Source organism: uncultured Comamonas sp., from assembly GCF_964277875.1.
Taxonomy (GTDB): domain Bacteria; phylum Pseudomonadota; class Gammaproteobacteria; order Burkholderiales; family Burkholderiaceae_C; genus Comamonas; species Comamonas sediminis.
The window spans coordinates 107,749-126,105 of the sequence record NZ_CAXYJV010000001.1; the positions used below are offsets into that span (position 1 = coordinate 107,749).

The 18,357-nt window shown below is 60.6% G+C and carries 16 protein-coding genes; 3 read left to right on the plus strand and 13 right to left on the minus strand.

Annotated elements, in window-relative coordinates:
* Positions 1 to 86: 86 nt before the first annotated feature.
* The 9 genes from ACHWUQ_RS00495 to ACHWUQ_RS00535 all read right to left on the minus strand — a co-directional run bounded on the left by ACHWUQ_RS00495 (position 87) and on the right by ACHWUQ_RS00535 (position 9,735).
* Positions 87 to 1,286 (minus strand): deoxyguanosinetriphosphate triphosphohydrolase, encoded by a 1,200-nt coding sequence (locus ACHWUQ_RS00495; RefSeq protein ID WP_394680081.1) that lies wholly within the window; start codon positions 1,284 to 1,286, stop codon positions 87 to 89.
* 25 nt (positions 1,287 to 1,311) lie between these two features.
* Positions 1,312 to 2,421, minus strand: coding sequence for a 3-dehydroquinate synthase (aroB, locus tag ACHWUQ_RS00500; protein WP_394680036.1), 1,110 nt, complete (start codon positions 2,419 to 2,421; stop codon positions 1,312 to 1,314).
* Positions 2,422 to 2,461: 40 nt separating this feature from the next.
* Positions 2,462 to 3,019 carry a shikimate kinase gene (locus ACHWUQ_RS00505; RefSeq protein WP_239810732.1) on the minus strand — a complete coding sequence of 186 codons (558 nt, stop codon included), beginning with the start codon at positions 3,017 to 3,019 and terminating at the stop codon, positions 2,462 to 2,464.
* Positions 3,020 to 3,137: 118 nt separating this feature from the next.
* Positions 3,138 to 4,685, minus strand: coding sequence for an Ig domain-containing protein (locus tag ACHWUQ_RS00510; protein WP_312529341.1), 1,548 nt, complete (start codon positions 4,683 to 4,685; stop codon positions 3,138 to 3,140).
* 21 nt (positions 4,686 to 4,706) lie between these two features.
* A complete protein-coding gene (gene pilQ / locus ACHWUQ_RS00515) occupies positions 4,707 to 6,824 on the minus strand; it encodes a type IV pilus secretin PilQ (protein ID WP_239810730.1) in 2,118 nt (705 codons plus the stop codon).
* Complete coding sequence (locus ACHWUQ_RS00520) at positions 6,821 to 7,366, minus strand: pilus assembly protein PilP (protein WP_239810729.1); 546 nt, start codon at positions 7,364 to 7,366, stop codon at positions 6,821 to 6,823. The genes pilQ and ACHWUQ_RS00520 overlap by 4 nt, the downstream gene beginning before the upstream one ends.
* 7 nt (positions 7,367 to 7,373) lie before the next feature.
* On the minus strand, positions 7,374 to 8,048 hold the full coding sequence (locus ACHWUQ_RS00525) for a type 4a pilus biogenesis protein PilO (protein WP_239810728.1): 675 nt from the start codon (positions 8,046 to 8,048) through the stop codon (positions 7,374 to 7,376).
* 8 nt (positions 8,049 to 8,056) lie between these two features.
* Positions 8,057 to 8,659 (minus strand): PilN domain-containing protein, encoded by a 603-nt coding sequence (locus tag ACHWUQ_RS00530; RefSeq protein WP_239810727.1) that lies wholly within the window; start codon positions 8,657 to 8,659, stop codon positions 8,057 to 8,059.
* Complete coding sequence (locus ACHWUQ_RS00535) at positions 8,656 to 9,735, minus strand: pilus assembly protein PilM (protein ID WP_312529338.1); 1,080 nt, start codon at positions 9,733 to 9,735, stop codon at positions 8,656 to 8,658. The genes ACHWUQ_RS00530 and ACHWUQ_RS00535 overlap by 4 nt, the downstream gene beginning before the upstream one ends.
* 261 nt (positions 9,736 to 9,996) lie before the next feature.
* On the opposite strand from ACHWUQ_RS00535, the gene ACHWUQ_RS00540 reads away from it, so the two are divergent.
* Entirely contained in the window at positions 9,997 to 12,390 is a 2,394-nt protein-coding gene (locus ACHWUQ_RS00540) for a penicillin-binding protein 1A (protein WP_394680037.1), read from the plus strand.
* Positions 12,391 to 12,459: 69 nt separating this feature from the next.
* Here ACHWUQ_RS00540 and cyaY read toward each other — a convergent pair whose 3' ends face one another.
* Positions 12,460 to 12,789 carry an iron donor protein CyaY gene (gene cyaY / locus ACHWUQ_RS00545; protein WP_239810725.1) on the minus strand — a complete coding sequence of 110 codons (330 nt, stop codon included), beginning with the start codon at positions 12,787 to 12,789 and terminating at the stop codon, positions 12,460 to 12,462.
* A 12-nt stretch (positions 12,790 to 12,801) separates the two neighbouring features.
* Here cyaY and ACHWUQ_RS00550 point away from each other — a divergent pair, with 12 nt between their 5' ends.
* Entirely contained in the window at positions 12,802 to 13,020 is a 219-nt protein-coding gene (locus tag ACHWUQ_RS00550; protein WP_239810724.1) for a lipoprotein, read from the plus strand.
* Between the two features lie 117 nt (positions 13,021 to 13,137).
* Complete coding sequence (locus ACHWUQ_RS00555; protein ID WP_239810723.1) at positions 13,138 to 13,947, plus strand: MBL fold metallo-hydrolase; 810 nt, start codon at positions 13,138 to 13,140, stop codon at positions 13,945 to 13,947.
* A 16-nt stretch (positions 13,948 to 13,963) separates the two neighbouring features.
* Here ACHWUQ_RS00555 and ccsB read toward each other — a convergent pair whose 3' ends face one another.
* From ccsB to ACHWUQ_RS00570, 3 genes are all read right to left on the minus strand, one after another.
* Positions 13,964 to 15,337, minus strand: coding sequence for a c-type cytochrome biogenesis protein CcsB (ccsB, locus tag ACHWUQ_RS00560; protein ID WP_239810722.1), 1,374 nt, complete (start codon positions 15,335 to 15,337; stop codon positions 13,964 to 13,966).
* The gene (locus ACHWUQ_RS00565; RefSeq protein ID WP_394680038.1) at positions 15,334 to 17,469 is read right to left on the minus strand and encodes a cytochrome c biogenesis protein ResB; all 2,136 of its coding nucleotides are present in this window, start codon (positions 17,467 to 17,469) and stop codon (positions 15,334 to 15,336) included. Before ACHWUQ_RS00565 ends, ccsB begins: the two co-directional genes overlap by 4 nt.
* Positions 17,470 to 17,666: 197 nt before the next feature.
* Complete coding sequence (locus ACHWUQ_RS00570) at positions 17,667 to 18,299, minus strand: c-type cytochrome (RefSeq protein ID WP_312833763.1); 633 nt, start codon at positions 18,297 to 18,299, stop codon at positions 17,667 to 17,669.
* Positions 18,300 to 18,357: the final 58 nt, after the last annotated feature.

Sequence of the window (18,357 nt, forward strand, 5' to 3'; positions counted from 1 at the left end):
AGGCTGACGCTGGGGCTTCCATTGTAGCGAGGGTGGCTTGGCCAGTGCCTGCACTAAGCCATGGCACCCCCGCAGAAGCCCGGTATTCAGGGAACGAGGACGCGTTGGCCCGTCAGGCGCTCATGCTCGCGCAGTGCATAGCGGTCCGTCATGCCGGCGATGAAATCGGCCACCACCCGGGCGCAAGCGACCCGATCCAGACCGGCGGCACGGGCGGCAAAGCGCGGCTTCATCTGCACAGGGTCGCCCAGATAAATGTCAAACAGCTCGCGCACGACGGCCTTGGCCTGGCCGGTGGTCTGCACCACCTGCGGATGGCGGTACAGGTTTTTGAACAAAAAGCGCTTGAGCTCGGCCGACTCGGCCGCCATCGTGCGGCTGAAACCGACGAGGGCGGGCAACTGGCGCACGGCATCCACGTCGGCTGGCTGCGCGGTTTGCAGGCCGGCGCTGGTGTGGCGGATCACGTCGTAGATCTGCTCGCTGAGCATGCGGCGCGTGGCCTCGTACAGCCATTTGCGCTGCCAGCGCGGCTCCTGCAGCTGCGGGTACTCGGCCAGCGCCTCGTGGGCATAGCGGGCAAACAGCGGCACGCCCATCAGCTGCTCCAGACTGATCAGGCCGGAGCGCACGCCGTCGTCGGCATCATGGGCGTTGTAGGCGATCTCATCGGCCAGATTGGCCAGCTGGGCTTCCAGACCCGGCCGCTGGCCAAGCAGGAAACGCTGGCCTACGCCGCCCGGCTCGCGGGCCTCCAGCTGCCGCGCATGCTTGGCGGAGCAGTGTTTCAGAATCCCTTCCCGGGTTTCAAAGCACAGGTTCAGCCCGCTGTAGTCGGGGTAACGCTCTTCGAGCGTATCGACCACGCGCAGGCTCTGCATATTGTGCTCAAAGCCGCCAAAGTCCTGCATGCAGTCATTGAGCACATCCTGGCCCGCATGGCCAAAAGGCGTGTGGCCGAGGTCATGGGCCAGGCAGATCGCCTCGGTCAGGTCTTCATTGATGCGCAGTGCCCGCGCCACCGAGCGGCCCAGCTGCGCCACCTCGATCGAGTGCGTGAGGCGGGTGCGGAACAGGTCGCCCTCGTGGTTCAAAAAAACCTGGGTTTTGTAGACCAGACGGCGGAAAGCGGTGGAATGCACGATCCGGTCGCGGTCACGCTGAAAAGCGCTGCGCGTGGGCGCCGCCTCTTGTGCATGCAGGCGGCCCTGGCTGCGGTGGGAGAAGCAGGCATAAGGCGCCAGGCCCAGCTCGGTCCAGACTTGCTGGGGCTCGGCTGGCTGCATCAGCGGCGCGGGGCGGTCCATCCGGTCAGGCCTGCACTGCCTCGGCGCAGCACAGGTCGATGACTTCGCGCACCAGCGCATCGGGCGCCTCGCGCACTACCGCCTTGCCCGGCCCATCGATCAGCACAAAGCGGATCGCGCCGGCCTGGGATTTCTTGTCGTGGCGCATCAGTTCCAGATAGCGGCCTGCATTGTCCTGGCTATCCAACATGGCACCGCGCACCGGCAAACCGGCACGGGCCACCAGCGCACGCAGGCGCTGCACAAAGGCGGCATCGACCAGACCCAGACGCTGGGACAGCTCGGCGGCCATCACCATGCCGGCCCCCACGCCTTCGCCATGCAGCCAGACGCCATAGCCCATGCCGGCTTCGATCGCATGGCCAAAGGTGTGGCCAAAGTTCAGGATGGCGCGCAGGTCTGCCTCGCGCTCGTCCTTGGAGACCACATCGGCCTTGATCTCACAGCTGCGGCGCACGGCATGGCCCAGCGCCCGCTTGTCGCCGGCCATCAGCGCAGGCATCTCGGCCTCCAGCCAGTCCATGAACGCCATGTCCGCAATCGGGCCGTACTTGATGACTTCGGCCAAGCCAGCGCTCAGCTCGCGCGCGGGCAAGGTGTCAAAGGTGTCGAGATCACACACCACCAGCTGGGGCTGGTAGAAGGCGCCGATCATGTTCTTGCCCAGCGGGTGGTTGATGCCGGTCTTGCCGCCGACAGACGAATCCACCTGCGACAGTAAGGTGGTGGGCACCTGCACAAAAGGCACGCCGCGCATGAAGCTGGCAGCGGCAAAGCCGGTCATATCACCCACCACACCGCCCCCCAGTGCAAACAGCACCGTCTTGCGGTCGGCGCCGTTGTGCATCAGTGCATCAAAAATGCCTTGCAGGGTCGTCCAGTTCTTGTGCGCTTCGCCATCGGGCAGCACCACCAGCTCCACCTTGGGGTAGTGCGGCGCCAGTGCGGCCTGCAACTGGCGGGCGTAAAGCGGCGCGACTGTGTCGTTGCTGACGATCAGCGCCTGCGACGCCTTGGGGCAGTGTGCAAAGGTGTCCGCCTGGGCAAGCAAGCCCGAAGCAATCAGGATGGGGTAGGAGCGGTCGCCCAGGTCAATATGAACAGTGTCGGTCACAGCGTTTGCGTCGGAAAGTTGTATGGATATCGCTCGTCCATTATCGGGGAGTTGCCAAAGTGGCGCCCGGCTGCGGCACCAGGCCCGCCAACTCGGCCTGCATGCTGACCTTGCGCATGACCTGGCCCGTGCCGCAGCGCAAGGTGTCGATCGTGTAGTGCGCTGTCTCTTCGTACAGCGGCGCGCGCTCGGCCAGCAGGTCCTTGAGGCGTTTGAGCGTGTCATCACCTTGCAGCAAGGGGCGCCCAGTATCGTTGCGCAGGCGCCGGGCAATGTCTTCGGGGCTGGAATGCAGGTAGAACACCGTTGTGTGGGCATGCAGCACGGTGCGGTTCTCGGGCCGCAGCACCGCACCGCCACCGGTGGACAGGATGCAGGCCCGCTCCCGTGTCGCCAATGCGGCAATCACCTGGGCCTCGACATCGCGGAAAGCCTGCTCGCCCTGGGCCGAGAAGTACTCCTTGATCGTGCAGCCCAGCTGCGCCTCGATCACATGGTCGGAATCGACAAAATCCACACCCCATAGGCGTGCCAGCTGCCGGCCAATGGTGGATTTACCACTGCCGGGCAGCCCAATCAAACACACGGAAGGTGCCATTGCGCTACATCCTGAAAACGGACTGCACATGATAGCGGCAATGGCGGGCATAAAAAAACCTCCGGGGTTGCCGGAGGTTTTTGGGGCTAGACCTGGTGAAAGGTCTGAGAAGGCTTTATCACGTAGCGTCGGCGGGCTTGCAAGCATCCCCCGTCGAGGTCACACGGAAGGTGACCTCACGGCTCACCGAATTCGTCGCGTTCTTGGCAGTCACAAACATGCGGTAGGTAGCCACATCTGCACAGGTCAGTGGAGCGCCCGAAGCGATACGGCCGGTGGAGCCTTGGCCCACCACTTGCAGCCAGCTCGGTGCGCCTTCCAGCGCCCAGGTCACATTGTCGCCAGTGGCCGAGAAGGTGTAGGTGTAGGAGGTTCCCACTTCAACTGAGGCAATTGGGCAAGGAGAGGCAGTCGACCCCGTGCAACCATTGATGGTGAAGGCCACTGGATTGTCAGGCAGATTGCCCACAACGGTCAGCACCAGATTCTTGCTCACCACCACGCCATTGGCATCGCGCACATTCAGCACAATCAAGTATTCGCCAGGACCTTGGACATTCGGCGTACCAGAGATCAGACCATTAGAACTCAGGCTCAGACCGGTAGGCAGGGCAGAACTGGTGGACCACAAGAACGGTGCTACACCGCCTTCGGCAACCAGAGCGTGGGCGTATGGTTGGGCATTCTGCACACTCAGCGCCAGCTCCGAATCTGGAATGGTCAAAGCACTGGAGGCCAGCCCATGCACCACCGGAATCACGGCGTACTGGGTAATAGGCTGCTGTATGCCATTGGTGAGGTCGTTGTCAGCGCGATCCACTGTTAAGCGAAGCAACAAGACACCTGACGCCGGACCAGCGGCAACCGAGAATTGGCCAATACCATTGACCGTGTTGATCTGTATAGAACCGCTGTTGGTCTGACCACCAGCAAAGAGTCGAGCTCCATCCGATGCGGCATTCGGCACGATGCTGATCTGCAGATTGGCATTGCCTGAACTGCTCACAGGCTGGTCATTGTCGTTCTTGAGAGTCGCCTGAACCACAACGCTATTGGGAATGTTATTCACGTTGTCACGCGATCCCACATACTCGGCCTCTTTCGCGAGGACGACGGTTGCAGGAGTCGCCGTGCTGCCACCACCGACTTTGACAGTGGCACGGTCAGTATAGATCTTGTTGTCACGCGGATCGGTCACGCTGCATTGCACGGTCACATCGCCAGCGATGCCATGCGAGATGATGTGGAACGATGCACCGCCGGCGTTGGAGCCCAGCGTGATATTGCGGTAGGCACCGGGCACTTTGATCTTCTCCGTTCCATACGGTACCTCTACAGAATGCTCGTCCTTGCCATCCAGGTAGTACAACGCTCCGGAGTCCAGCCCCGAGGTAATATTGCAGGAAAAGGCGCCATCTTCCTGATTAGGAATAGGGTTGTTGCCTGCATTCGCTTGGATGTAGAGCGTGGACATATAGGGGTAATAGTCCGCAGAATTAGGATAGCCCGGCAAGGACGACGCGACATTCACCGGAACTGACGTTTTAGAAGACGTCAGCTTGATGCTGTACTGCTGCTGCGATTCACCACCGCTGCCACCACCGCCACCACAAGCTGCCAACAACAGCGGCGCCACCAGCGCCAAGGGCTTCAACAAATTTCTCATAACTCTCCCTGTCTATCTTAATTAACGCATTTCACCGCGGTCTGAAATCATCTTTGGCGTAATGAACACCAGCATTTCACGCTTTTCCGATTCGCGAACATTGCTCTTGAACAGATTGCCCAGCACTGGCACATCCCCCAACAAAGGAATCTTGTTGGTGGTGGATGTCTCTGAGAGCTCAAAAATACCGCCAATCACCACAGTGCCGCCATTTTCCACCAATACTTGGGTCTTGATGTGCTTGGTGTCGATCGCCGGGCCCGCCGTGGTATTCGCTCCTTGGGAATCCTTGGACACGTCCAAGTCAAGAATGATGCTGCCTTCTGGCGTGATCTGTGGCACAACTTCCAGCTTCAGCACTGCTTTTTTGAATTCCACCGTGGTCGCACCATTCTGGGCCGAGTTCTGGTAGGGGATTTCCGTACCTTGCTCAATTAATGCCTTGGTCTGGTCAGCCGTGATCAACCGCGGGCTCGAGACGATCTTGCCTTTGCCATCGGCCTCCATGGCCGACAGCTCCAGCGCCAGAAATCGGTTTGCAGCCGAGTTGAAAATGGACAGGGCAAAAGAGCCACTGCCGCCACCTGTCGACAGGACTGCTGGCAGATTGACAAAGCTGCCGTTGGAGGTGTTGGTACCACCCATGCCCGTGGTTCCCACCGCATTGTCATAGCTGGTACCAAAGCCCACGCGGTTGCCACCTCCAATGCTGTAGCCGCCATCACCACCGTTAGCGGCACGCATATCGCCGCCACCCAGGCGCACACCCAGCGCACGGCCAAAGGTGTCACGGGCTTCGACGATGCGCGCCTCGATCAGCACCTGGCGCACGGGAATGTCCAGGGTCACCAGCAGGCGGCGCAGCTCCTCCAGCTTGGCGGGCACGTCGGTCACGAACAACTGGTTGGTACGGGGCTCAGCGATGGCCGAACCGCGTGCCGTCAGAAAGCGGCTTTGGGTGCCGCCTGTACCACCACCGCTGCCTGAATTGGTGGTGATTTGCTTGAGCAGTTCGGTCGCCTTGGCGTAGTTGAGCTGGAAAGCCTGGGTCTGCAGCGGGACCTTCTCCTCCAGCTTGGCAACGGCATCGAAGTCTTTCTGGATGCGCTCATCAATCTCATCCTTGGGCGCGATCCACAGCACCGTGCCGGACTTGCGCATGCCCAGCCCCTTGGCATCGAGAATGATCTGCAGCGCCTGGTCCCAGGGGACATCCTTCAGACGCAGGGTCAGCGCGCCGTTGACGGTGTCCGAAGTCACGATATTGAAGTTGGTGAAATCGGCAATCACTTGCAGCAGCGACCGCACTTCAATATTCTGGAAGCTCAGCGAGAGCTTCTCGCCCGTGAACGTGCCCGAGGAGCCCAGCTTGTTCGGATCGCTCTTGCGCTGGCGCACTTCGACGACAAACTGGTTGTCGCTCTGGTAGGCGCTGTGCTCCCATTCACCCGCGTTTTTCAGCTGCACAAACACGGTGCTGCCTGCCTGGCGTGCAGAGATCATGCCGACGGGCGTACCAAAGTCGGCGACATCCAGCCGGCGACGCAGGGCCTCGGGCAACAAGGTGTGCTGCAGCTCCAACGTCAGTCCATCGCCTTGCTTGGAGATATTCACGCCCACCTTGTTGTTGGGCAACGTGATGACCAGCCGACCCGCACCATCGCTCCCCCGGCGGAAATCCAGATCTGACAGTGGCTGCGAATAATTGTTGCCGTCTTCGGCAAACTGCGTGTTTTGCGCCGCGGCGGTGGGCACAGCCTTCGCCGCAGGCTCCAGTGACACCAGCAAATCGCTGCCGCTGATCTCGGTCTTGTAGCTGGTGCTTTCCTTGAGATTCAGCACCACGCGGGCCTTGGTGTCCGTTTCCACAACATTCAACGAGCGCAGGTTGCCCTGGTTGAGTTCCACCCGGTTACTGGGCATGGCGCTTTTGAAACCCGGCAGGTCCAGCACCACGCGCGCAGGCGACTGGATGCTGAAGGTCTCGGGCAATACCAGAGGCGCACCTTCGGTCTCGATCTTGACCAGCTCGACACCATCCCGCACCAGCGTCGACACCTTGTTGATACGCCCCTGCGCCAGCGCCCAGGATGGCAGCAGCATGGCCATCAGAGGGATTAATACGCTGAATTTCTTCATTTTTTGGCCTCCTGCAGCTCAAGCACTGCATCTCTCTCTATCCATTCACCCACACCATCTTGCACAATCTCCCGCAGGGTGACCGCGCTTTCGCTGATGCTTTTTATCTTCCCGTAGTTCTGGCCCAGGTACATGCCCTTGCTGACCTGGTAGATCAAGCCATCAGCCTTGACCAAGGCGACATCCAGTCCGCCCTTCTTCAAAAAACCCACCATGGAGATGGTGTCCAGCGGGAATGATTCGAGCTGCTCTTTGCGCCGCGCCCGTTCAGGCGCGACCAGGGCGTCAGAGATGGTCGCAGGCGCGTTGGCACTGCCACCCAGCAACGCAGCAAGACGCTCCTTGCTGAAAGGGTCGAGCGTCGTACTGGCCACATAGCCCTGAGGCACAAACTCCTTGGGCGCCGTGATGGGCTTGACCGAAGGCCGGGTGTTCGCCTGCTCCTGCTGCATCCACTGCTGCAGGTCATCGCCTTCGTCAGTACAGGCTGCCAACAGCGACACCGCCAACGCAGCGCCTATCCATTTAGACAAAGTATGCATATCCACCTTACTTCTTCGCGTTCTGCTTGGATTTCGCCGCTTGCTGCTCTTGGAGCTCTTGCGGATCCAGATAGCGGAAGGTTCTTGCGGTAGCGTTCAGCACCAACGTCGCACTTTCCTTGTTGGCGGGCGCCAGCGCAATGTTGTTCAAGGTCACGATGCGCGAGAGATTGGCGACGTCCGCCGCAAAAAAGCCAATATCGTGGTACCTGCCATTGACCTGCAAGGTGATTGGCAACTCGGCGTAATAGTCCCGCACCACGGTCTGACCCGGTTTGAACAGGTCAAACTGCAGGCTGCGGCCAATACCGGCCTGGTTGATATCGGACAACAACGCAGCCATTTCCGCCTTGCTGGGCAATTGTTTTTCCAGCTGGGTCACGTACTGCAACACCTGCTCGCGCTGTTTGCGCAGCGCATCCAGATTGACCGCCTTGCGCAGACGTGTCTTGTAGTCTTCCTTGAGCTTGAGCTCTTCGGCCTGCGCCACAGACAGCTCGTCCTCAAAGCTGCTCAAATAGGCATACCAGCCCAAACCAATCACCAGTGCCGCAATAAACACCAACAAGACCGCGCGAGGAGCAGCCGGCCAGACAGAGGGGTCCTTGGGATCGAGGTTTTGAAACTGGCGCTGAAAGCCTTGCAGCGCCTCTCCCACTTGCATATTTTTTTTCGTTGCCATGGTCGCCTTTACTTTTTCAGCGCCTGCGCGTTGTGGGCCTGCTCCACATCACTGGAGCGCACCAAGCCGAAACGCAGGTTGAAGCCAGCGACCCGCTTTCTCTCACGGGTATTGATCTGTGTGGTCGTACCTACCACCTCGACCAGCTCAGGCTTGGACAGCCACGGCGTCTTGGTGGCCAGGCTGTTGAGCAATTCGGACACCCGCTCGTTGGATTGGGCAATGCCCTGGATCTGCACGGTCTGCTCTTGTTGCTTGAGGCTCTCGATGTAGACGCCGTCTGGCAATTGGAGCACCAGCTCATTGAGCAAATGGACAGGCAGGTTGCGATCGGACTGCAGATCTTCAACGGCCTTTTGCCGGGCCTTCAATGCAGCGATCTCCGCGTCGATCTTGGCAACGTCGGCAATCTTGACATCCAGTGCCTTGATCTCGCGCGTCAACAGCGCGTTGCGCTGGCCTTGCAGGTCGATCTTGTACTGGTAGAACATGTAGACGGCGCCGCAGACCAGCGCGCCGACCAGCGCAGCGGCCAGCATCGATGCCTGGAAACTTTCCTTGCGCTTCTTGCGCGCAGCTTCGCGGTGCGGAAGCAGATTGATCAAGATCATGCCGCATACCTCCGCAACGCCAGTCCACAGGCGGTGAGATAGGTCGTGAAGTCCTTGCTCTTGCTGCGCGTGCGCACTGCCGCATCCATCACCATGTCTTCAAACGGATTGGCAGCAGAGGCTGCAAAGCCGGTCGCATCGATCACTGCATCCGTCAGACCACTGAGCACCGCCGAGCCACCAGCCAGCAAGATATGGTCAATGCGGTTGTGGGGGGTGCTGGTGAAGAAAAACTGCAGGGCGCGGTTGATCTCCTGCCCGATGCTCTCGACAAAAGGCCGCAGCACCACCTGCTTGTAATCCGCGGGCAGGTCATTGCCGCGCTTCTTTTGCTCCGCTTCTTCTTGCGAGAAGCCATACTGGCGCATGATCATCTGCGTGAGCTGGCCGCCGTTGAAAGACTGGTCGCGCTCATAGATCACCTGGTTGTTGTGGATGATCTGCAGGAACGACGCACTGCCCCCAATCTCGAAAATGGCAATGAATGCATCCTTGCCCTTGCTGGGCATGTTGCCGATCAAGCGCCGGGCAGCCAGCGCGGTGGCATTGGATTCGATCTCCAGCACCACGGGCTTGAGGCCTGCCGCTTCGGCCAGGCCTTGCCGGTCCTGTACCGTCTCTTTGCGTGCGGCCGCGATGAGAACATCGACATCGCCTACCGAATTGGAGGACGGACCGATCACATAGAAGTCCAGGTTCACCTCGTCGAGGGAAAATGGTATGTATTGGTTAGCTTCTGATTCAACTTGAAACTCCATCTCGAGCTCTGACAGCCCCGATGGCAGCACGATTTTTTTCTGAATAACGGCAGAAAGCGGCAACGCCAGTGCCGCCTGCTTGGTGCGGGTGCCGCTTTTCTTGACCAAGCGGCGCAAGGAATCGGCCACTTCGTCAAAGCGCTCGATGCCCGACTCGGTCACCCAGCCTGGCTCCAGCAGCTCTTGCGCACAGCGTTCAACAATGAATTGACCGCTACCACTCCTCCCCAATTCAACCAACTTGATGCTCGACGCGCTCACATCTATCCCCAAGAGGCTAGGCGGCTGGCGTCGGAACAAAGATCCCATTGAGACCAAGATGGGCTCCTCCCTAATTTGCTCTATATTGAGCTACAAAACTTAACACCCCTTATGAATGCTATCAGCAAGATAGTCGCCCAGCAAAGAACCACCTGCTCGCCGCGCCGATTCGTTGTCAAAACAATACGATACAAGGGAAACATTGGACGCCGCATGACATTTGTCACAAGCTAAATCAAAACCGGCGCCAACGCCACGCGAAGCAGGCGCGTGATAGCATCCCCTGCTTATGCAAGCTCCCCTCGACGGTCTGACCCCATGAATCCAGACGCTCCGATCTCGCGCAGAACGCCTGAGAAACCTCCCAAGTCCCCCAAGCAGTCCAAGCCCTCGAGCTTTGCCACCAAAACGCTGAAGTTTTTTGGCTGGCTGCTGGCCTTGCTGGTCGCAGGTGCCATTGCCGGTGCTGCGGTCGTCGCCGTGGGCCTGGCCATGGCCTACCCCAACCTTCCTGATGTCTCGGAACTGGCCGACTACCGCCCCAAGCTGCCGATGCGGGTCTACTCCTCAGAAGGCGCCTTGTTGGGCGAGTTCGGTGAAGAACGCCGCAATTTGACGCCCATCAGCGAAATTCCGAAGGTGATGGTGGATGCCGTGCTGGCTATTGAGGACACGCGCTTCTTCGAGCACAGCGGTGTGGACTACAAGGGTATGGCGCGTGCCTTGCTCGCCAACCTGGGGCGTGAAAAGGCCCAGGGTGCATCGACGATCACGATGCAGGTAGCCCGCAATGTCTATCTATCGTCTGAAAAAACCTATACCCGCAAGATATATGAGATCCTGCTGACCCTGAAGCTTGAGCACACCTTGAGCAAGAATCAGATTCTGGAAATCTATATGAACCAGATTTATCTGGGCAACCGCGCCTATGGCTTCTCCGCCGCATCGGAGACCTACTTCGGCAAGCCGCTCAAGGATGTGACCGTGGCCGAAGCAGCGATGCTGGCAGGCCTGCCCAAGGCGCCGTCAGCCTACAACCCGATCAGCAACCCCAAGCGCGCCCGCATTCGCCAGCTCTACATCATCGACCGGATGGAAGAAAACCGGTTCATCACGCCGGCCCAGGCCAGCCAGGCACGCGAGGAGCCGCTCAAGATCCGCTCCAGTTATGCAGACAACCGGGTGCATGCGGAGTATGTGGCCGAGATGGCGCGCCAGCTGATCTTTGCGCAGTATGGCAACGAAGCCTACACCCGTGGCCTCAATGTCTACACCACGCTGATCGCCAGCGACCAGGAAACTGCCTATGACGCGCTGCGCAAGGGCATCATGGACTATGAAAAGCGCCAGCACTATCGCGGTCCGGAGAAATTCATCACCTTGCCCGCAGCAGGCCAGGAGCGCGACGAGGCGATCGACGAGGTGCTCGCCCAGCACCCGGACAATGGCAACATTCTCTCTGCCGTCGTGCTGGAAGCCGCACCGCGCAAGGTCGTGGTGATCCGCGCCGATGGTGATCCGATCGAGATCACCGGTGAGGGCCTCAAGCCGGTGCAATCCGGTCTGAGCGACAAGGCGCCACCCAACACCAAGCTGCGCCCCGGCGCTGTGGTGCGCATCATGGAAACCGCCAAGAAAACCTGGGAGCTGACCCAGCTGCCCGAGGTCGAAGGCGCGTTCGTCTCTCTCGATCCGCGCAGCGGTGCCATCAAGGCACTCGTCGGTGGCTTCGATTTCGACAAGAACAAGTTCAACCACGTGACCCAGGCATGGCGCCAGCCGGGCTCCAGCTTCAAGCCCTTTATCTATTCTGCAGCGCTGGAAAAAGGTTTTTCGCCCACGACCGTGATCAATGACGCTCCGCTGAGCTTCCCCGGATCGGCAGGGCAACAGCCCTGGGAGCCCAAAAATTCTGATGGGCGCTTCGATGGCCCCATGACGATGCGCCAGGCGTTGGCCCGTTCCAAAAACCTGGTGACCATCCGCGTGATGCAGTCGGTGGGCCCGAAAAAAGCCCAGGAATGGGTCACGAAGTTCGGCTTTGATGCCGACAAGCAGCCCCCCTACCTGCCCATGGCGCTGGGCGCCGGCTCGGTCACACCGATGCAGATGGTGGCTGCCTATTCGGTATTCGCCAATGGCGGGCACCGGGTCAATCCTTATCTGATTGCCAAAATCACCGACCACCGGGGCAATGTGCTGTCCGAATTCACGCCGCCCGCTACCGACGACCTGCCCCGCGCCATTGATGCCCGCAATGCGTTCGTGATGGACTCGCTGCTGCAGGACGTTGCCCGCTACGGAACGGCTGCCAAGGCCCAGGCCCAACTCAAGCGCCCTGACATCTATGGCAAGACCGGTACCACGAATGATTCGGTGGACGCGTGGTTTGCGGGCTTCCAGCCCACCAATGCGGCCGTTGTCTGGATGGGATATGACAACCCCCGCAGTCTGGGTGCGCGCGAATATGGTGGGGGCCTCAGTCTGCCCATCTGGATCAACTACATGCAGCACGCGCTCAAGGATGTGCCGGTGGCCAAGATGACGCCTCCCAGCGGACTGGTCAACGTCGGCGGTGACTGGCTCTACGAAGAGTACGCCCGTAGCGCGCCTAATCTGGGACTGGACTCGCCGGCGCCCGCCTCCGACACCATGGTGCCGCCACCGAACGCTGATGAGCGCAACAAGATTCTGGACCTGTTCCGCAACTGACGCAGCAGCACCCAGCCACCAGGCCAGTCCGTATCGCTACGAACTGGCCTTTTTTGCGGGCGATCCGCTTCAGGCCTTGAAGACCAGCGGCAGACCTGACTGGACTGCGGCATCGCGCGTCAGGTCGGCGAAGAAGTCGTTACCGGTCTTGGTATCGCGCCACACGCTGCCATCCCACTTGTAGTGGTAGCCGCCGGATTTGGCCGCCAGCCATACCTCATGCAGCGGAGGCTGCAGGTTGATGATGATCTGGCTGCGGTTGGCAAAGACCAGGGTCAGCAGGCCGCCCACGCGCTGGGCGTCGATATCGGCATCGGTCTCATCATTGATGCGGTCGCAGGTCTGCTCAACCGCCAGCAAGAGTTTTTCCGCGGCATCCAGGTATTCGAGTTCGTTCATTACAATGCTTCAATGTGGAGTATTTACCAAATTGTATGCAGGACCTTTGTCCTTGCCACCGGTGCGGCACTATTGGCAGCTTGTGGCCAGCGTGGGCCTCTGTACCTGCCGACCGAGCCTGCAGCAGCCAACCGGGCGACCTTGCCGCAGACGCTGGACCCCAGTGCACCGGACCGGCCTGAGCCCCAGTTGCAGCCGTCCCCGGTGATGCAGGCCCCTGCCAGGCCCTGATGAAAGCGGCGGCGGCAATCCAGCCCACCCCGCCTGCATCCTTGATCCACCTCAAGGTCCAATCCACTACACCCCGTTACAGTCACGCCCGTTGCAATTGATATGTGGGCGGAAGAGATGGCGTTGGAACCTGTGGAACTGTACCGTGACGAGCAGCATGCTTGTCTGATGTTCACCGATCTGGTGGAAGAGGATGCGCAGGCCGTGCAGGCCAACCAGTTCCTGATTGTCGACCATGGCACCGGCGCCATCATCGACCCGGGCGGCAACCTCGCCTTCAATGAACTGTATATGGGCATGGTGCGCTATTTCTCGCCGCACAAGCTGTCCTACCTGATCGCATCGCATGCCGACCCGGACATCATCGCCTCACTGGACCGCTGGCTCACCTCCACCCGTGCGTCCTTGGTGATCTCCCGCGTCTGGGAGCGCTTTGTGCCGCATTTCACCAAGGTCGGCAAGACGGAAAACCGGGTCATTCCTGTGCAGGACCCCGGTGGCATTCTGCCGCTGGGCCAGAGCCAGTTGCACATCCTGCCCGCGCATTTTCTGCATGCGGAAGGCAACTTCCACTTCTACGACCCGATCAGCCGCATCCTGTTCACCGGGGACCTGGGTGTCTCGATGACCGATGGTTATATCGCACGCACGCCGGTGACCGATCTGGCCCCCCATATTCCGCGCATGGAAGGCTTTCACCGGCGCTACATGGTGTCCAACAAGGTGCTGCGCCTGTGGGTGGCCATGGCGCGCCAGCTGGATATTTCATTGATCGTGCCCCAGCACGGCGCACCCATCATGGGCCCGGCCATCGCCCAGTTCTTTGACTGGCTCGACCACCTGATGTGCGGGGTCGATCTGATGGACAACCAGAACTACACCCTGCCCCAGCAGGCGATCTCGCCGCAGCCGCAACGCCCGCAGTAAGCCTGGTCCGTACCGCTTACAGCGTACCGTAGCTGTGCAAGCCGGACAGGAACATGTTCACCCCCAGGAAGGCAAAGGTCGTCACCACCAGGCCCACCAGTGCCCACCAGGCCGAGACTGCACCGCGCAGGCCCTTGACCAGGCGCATGTGGAGCCAGGCAGCATAGTTCAGCCAGACGATCAGCGCCCAGGTCTCCTTGGGGTCCCAGCTCCAGTAACCGCCCCAGGCCTCGGCCGCCCACAGCGCCCCCAGCACGGTGGCAATCGTGAAGAACGCAAAGCCCACGGCGATCGCCTTGTACATCAGGTCATCCATGATCTGCAGGCGCGGCGTGCCCCGGTTGATCCAGTGGCGCAACCCGATCATCAGCGCAAAGAACAGCTCCAGCGGCAAGGCCATGCGCAAGGTCTTGTCGAGCGAGGGGTAGAGGCTTTCATCACCCCAGACACGGAAGGCCGCCAACGGCAGCACCAGCACCAGCATAGGCACGAGCACCAGGCCGATCCACAGCGCCCGCTGCGTGGCCGCCTTCAGCAGATAGGCCAGTGCCACCATCGCAGCCAGCGCAAAGGTGCCGTAGCCGACAAAATTGGCCGGCACATGCAGCTTCATCCACCAGCTTTGCAGCGCGGGCACCAGTGGCTGGATCTCATGGGCCTGGCGGGCCACCGTGTACCACAGCAGAAATCCGACCGAGGCACTGACCACCAGCATCACAAAGCCGCCCAGCGCCCGCGTCTGGTAATGCGCCTCGAAGTAGAGGTAGAAAAGTGCCGTCATCCAGGCAAACAGCACAAACACCTCATAGAGATTGCTGACAGGGATATGGCCGATGTCCGGCCCCATCAGGTAGCTCTCATACCAGCGCGCCATCGTGCCCACCAAGGCCATCACGATGGCCAGCCAGGTCAGGCGGCTGCCCACCGTCGTCAGTGTCGATCCTTCGCCCTTGGAGAGCAGTCCGATCCAGTAAAACACCGTGCTCATGAAGAACAGCACGCTCATCCATAGAATGGCCGACTGGCTGGACAGGAAGTACTTGAGCCCAAACACCGTTTCCGAGCGCGCGATCTGCCCTGCACCATCGACCCGGTACAGGCCAATAGCCAGCAGCGACAGCGCAGCCACCACCACCATCAACAGCTGCAAGGGCCGCCAGAACCAGCCCAGCCAGATGAAAAACGGCACCGATGCGATCAGGATGCCTTTTTCATAACCATCCATATGGTGGCCATACAAAAACAGCGCAAAACCGCCGCCCACTGCCAGGGCCAACGCAAACAGCCAGTCCCACACCGACCGGCTGCTGAAGTAGCCGGGGCTCAGTTGCACCGTTTGGACCACGGTGCCCGCCTGGGCAGGCGGCAGATGGGTGGAAGCAGTATTCATCGTTGTTCTCCGCTAGGGCTGGTGCCCAGAAGCTTGTGGCTCAGGCCTTCAAAATCACGGTCCACATCCAGGGTCCGGCGGTTGGTCGACAACGCCATGCGCGCGTCCGCACTGCCATCGGCACGCGGCGCCAGCCAGACCCACAGGCGCCGGTCGCGCACATACAGCATCGCAAACACCCCCAGAATCAGAAACAGGCATCCCAGGTACACGACCAGCTTGCCCGGGGCCTTGGCCACCTGAAAGACGCTCGCCTGCACCTGGTCAAACTGGGTCAGCTCAAACACCAGCGGCTCCGGGTACAGCAGCGCGTCGCTGAGCGACAGCACCGACTGGGTCATGAAGCGCTGCGTCTGCGCATTGGGCTCCAGCGGTGCCAGGCCTTCGTCAGCCCGCGCCACCTGCATCAGCTCAAACAGCACACCGTTCAAGATGCGCACCAGCACCTCGCCGGCCTTGGCGCGTTCGCCTTCGGGCACATTTTGCTCCATGAAGGCCGAAATCGCCTGCAAGCCGGTGACGCTGCTCGCGCCTGTCTGGCCATCGCCAGCAAAAATCACCAGCGCTTTCAGGGCCGAGGCATACAGTTGCTCGCGCAACGCCGGGCGGCCTGCTTCGACGGCGCCCTCCACATACTGCTGCACGGCCCGCTCGCGCATCGCGGGCGTTTGCAGTGCCGCCTTCAGGCGCAAAAATCCCCGGTAGCTCGATTGCTCATCGGCGGGAATACGCAGATAGCGGAACTGGTCGGCCAAGGTTTCACGCACACCCCACAGGTACACCGGCTGGCCATCCCCCATGTCAACGGGCAGCATGTAGTTGTTGAACTCGCGCGCCTGGCCGGCGGCGTCGCGCAGCTTGTAGCTGACGCTGGGACCCACATTGCGCAGATCGCGCGGCGTGGTTACCTTGTTGCCGGCGCCCAGGTGGTTGTCCAGGCTGGATCTCAAATCCACCTTGCGCACATCGGTGCCGCCTTGCACTGCATCGCCCGGGTTGGCGCCCATGTTCTCCACATTGATGGTGCGCAGGCCGGTGAACTCCATCTCCAGCGGCGCCTGCCCCTCTCCCATCGTGATCTGCGTGGACGCCCCCACCTCACCCTTGACCTCAAAGCTCTTCATGCCGGGCACCAGCGGCACTGCGCGCAGTTGCAGCCGCGATCCGCCGTCTTCAAAGCTCGATTGGTAGATCTCGATGCCCTGGTAGCTGGCGGGATGGTTCACCTCGATGCGCTTTTCGACCGAGGCCCCCGTTTCCTTGTCATGCAGCACCACTTCGCTGGCGAACAGCCGGGGCATACCGGTCGAGTAGTACTCGACAATGAACTTCTTCAGCTCCACCGAAAACGGCAGATCCTGCAGCAGGATGCCATCCGACTGGTTGAGGATGGCCGTGCCCGATTGTGCGCCTTCGGCCACGATCAGATTGCCCCGGAACGTCGGGTTGCGGACGGACAGCCGGTGCTGCTCGGGCACATCGGCAATCATGCCGCTGCCGCTGAAGGTGGTCTTGCCCCCCAGCAACATTTGCGCGCGCACCATCAAATCACCATCGAGCAGGCCGCCCAGGCAAATCAGCACGATGGCGCTGTGCGCGGCCAGGTAGCCTATCTTGTGGGCAGCACCGGCCTTGGCCGCCACCATCCAGCCATCGCTGCGCTCTTGCAAGCGCACCTTCCAGCCATTGCCGGCCAGTTGCGCCCCCACCCGCTGCGCTGCTTGCGCCGGGGTCTCTGCCAGATGGGCGCTGGCCTGGTGGTGGAAGGCCTGCAGGCTTTGCACCCGCAGATTCTCTTTGTAGTGGCGCAAATCAGCCAGGTATTTAGGCGCATGCTTGGCAATGCACAGGCTGGTGCTGGTCACCAAGAACGCCAGAATCAGCAGGAACCACCAGGCGCTGTAGACGGCATTGAGCTTGAGCACGAGAAACAGCTGCGCCCAGAAAGGACCGAACTGGTTGACATAGTTGACGGCCGGCTCATGCTGGCGCAGCACGGTGCCAATGACCGAGGCAATGCAGATGATCGACAGCAGCGCAATCGCAAAGCGCATCGACGACAGCATCTCATAGACAGCCCGAGGGGCCAATTGGGGCTGCAGTTGCGCTGGCGGGGGAGAAGATTCAGACATGGTACGACGCTATCGGTGAAAAGCAGGGGCAGGACCGCTGCTGCGCTGCCAGTCCGCACACCATGGAGTCACCACCCGGGTACAAGTTCGCAGAACGCGTAAGTTTAGTAGGCCCACCTAGGGATAGCCCGGAGGTCCAGAAAATGCCCCGCAGCGCCATCAATGTGTTGGCGCGGACACAAGCCCCCAGAAAAAGCCTAACGCAAGCCCGCAATATAGTCTGACACTGCCTTGATTTCCTTGTCGTTCATCTTGGCGGTGACCCCCGTCATCTGCAAGCTGTTGCCACGCTTGCCATCGCGGAAATCATGCAAGGTCTTGCTGACGTAATCGGCGTTCTGGCCTGCCAGGCGCGGGTACTGGGCCGGAATGCCAGCCCCATTGGGGCTGTGGCAGCCCGCGCAGGCAGCAATCTGGCGGTCAGGCACACCGCCGCGGTAGATGCGCTCGCCCAACGCAACGGCCTCCTTGTCCTTGGCAAAACCCAGCTTGCCGGGTTTGCTGGCCAGCCAGGCGGAGATGTTGAGCATGTCCGCATCCGACAGACCTGCGACCATGCCCTGCATCACCGGGTCCTTGCGCTTGCCGGATTTGAACTCCTGCAGCTGCTTGAGCAGGTACTCGGGATGCTGCTGCGACAGTTTGGGGTTGATGGCAATGGAGGCGTTGCCATCGGCATTGTGGCAGGCCACGCAGACGGCGGTGTAGCTGGCCTCCCCTTTGACCAGGTCTGGCTTGGGCGACCGGTTGGGCGTCTCGGACGCCGCATACACAGAAACGGAACAGAAAGCCAGTACAGCCGTTGTCAGCAAAGGGGCGAGCAACTTCATATCGTGGGTCTTTGTCTGGTTTATGGGTATAAGGCCAAAGCGGCCAGATTCTACAATG